Origin of the sequence: Clostridium punense (genome assembly GCF_017874425.1) — a bacterium.
Taxonomy (GTDB): Bacteria; Bacillota; Clostridia; order Clostridiales; family Clostridiaceae; genus Clostridium_J; species Clostridium_J punense.
Genome location: NZ_JAGGLL010000090.1, coordinates 1 through 1,679 on the forward strand (window position 1 = coordinate 1; position 1,679 = coordinate 1,679).

Here is a 1,679-nt window from a genome sequence, read left to right on the forward strand (position 1 = left end):
AAGGTTGAAATTTAAAGTATGAATAGCTATAAAAATATGATGGCATAGCAAACAAGCCATCCGAAGGGTGACTTTTAAAAATTAAATATACAATTAAATGTTAAGGTTAAGGAGCTGACTTGATTTTATAACCTTGGTGCTGCGCTAATAAGATAGCTTGATCTATTGTTATTTCACGTTCTACAGGAAAAACATCAGAGTTTTTGTATAATTCTGCATTATATGGTTGTTTATTCTTTAGCATGTTGTATAATGCTGTTAGAAGCATTCTCGCAATAGCAATGATTGCTTTCTTGTGACCGCGACGCTTTTTGATACGCAGATAGCGGTTACGAATTTCAGGATGTTTTTCGCTTTTAACAACGGCGGTAGCGCACTGTACTAGAAGTGGCTTAATATAACATCCTGCTTTGGAAACCCGGACAGACTTTTTCTTTCCTGCACTTTCATTGTTAGTTGGAGTTAATCCAGACCATGAGCATAAGTGTTTCGCCGAAGGGAAAGCCTCCATGTTTACGCCTATTTCTGCAATAACAGTAATTGCAGAGAAGATGTTTTTAAAAGATGGAGCGGTTAGAATTAGGTCGAGTTCTTGTTGATAGGGACTGGCGAGCGCAAGAATCAGTTTTTCTAGCTCTGCTTTCCGGGCTTCCAAATTCTCAAAATGACTTTTAATAATCTTTAATTTACCAGCTTGTTCTGGGGTTATATATCCATCAACAGCGAGTTCTAATTCGGAGAGCTTTTTCTCCATGGAACTGTGAATTAAAGGTTTAATATCAAAAGAGGTATCAAAAGGATTTTCCAGAATCTTATTAAGTATCTTCTGAGAACTTTTACCGAAGGTGTCTGAAACAACGTTTCCTAACTGTATGTTGGAAACTGTGAGACAATTTTGGAGTCTGTTCTTCTCACTAGCCATAAAGCATGTAAGCTTAAAGCGATAGCGAGTTAAGTCACGGAGCTGCCTAATATCAGCAGGAGGCATAAAGCTACCGGCAACAAGATCATGCTTAAACAGGTCAGCAATCCATTTCGCATCTTTCTTGTCAGTTTTTTTCCCACGGATAGCCTTAACATATTTTGGATGTGCAAGTACAATGTTGCATGAGTTCTCTAGTATATTAAACACAGGAATCCAATACTTCCCGGTAGATTCCATGCATACATCTTTGCAGTTATTGTCTTTAAGCCACTGTAACAGCTCTCTTAAACCTTGTGTATAGGTAGAAAAGCGATGGCTTTTGTAGACAGTAATACCATTAGAATTAGTGGAAGCAATACAAGCAACCACAAAGGTTTTGTGGACGTCAATCCCACAACAAATTTGATACACAATTTTTAGAGACATAGGGAACTCCCTTCTGAACCGATAGGTTCTGTGAATTACAGGGATAGGCAGCATTGACTGATTGTCTAGCATTAAACGAGAATGTTTAAACAAAGATAAGGTTACGTGCTCACTGGCACACTTATTTGTGCTTGAAAAGACAATCTACACATATAACTATGCAGTCACTTCATAAGCGAAGTAGCCCACTCACCTCCCCGTGATTTGTAGTTTACTGATATCCCTATGATTTGATTATAGACTTGGTTTAAAAACAAAATTCGTTTAAAGGCACATTTCATTCCGTTTTGTGCCTTGAGCGTAGCGAAAGGAATGAATATAACTATGA

The 1,679-nt window shown here is 37.8% G+C and carries 1 protein-coding gene; it reads right to left on the reverse strand.

Annotated elements, in window-relative coordinates:
- Window positions 1-106: 106 nt before the first annotated feature.
- Complete coding sequence (locus J2Z44_RS21345) at window positions 107-1,351, reverse strand: IS110 family RNA-guided transposase (protein ID WP_209650062.1); 1,245 nt, start codon at window positions 1,349-1,351, stop codon at window positions 107-109.
- Window positions 1,352-1,679: the final 328 nt, after the last annotated feature.

What these genes read in the sequence shown, in the direction of transcription:
- J2Z44_RS21345 (WP_209650062.1), bottom strand. Translation starts at nt 1,351, where the DNA reads ATGTCTCTAAAAATTGTGTATCAAATTTGTTGTGGGATTGACGTCCAC.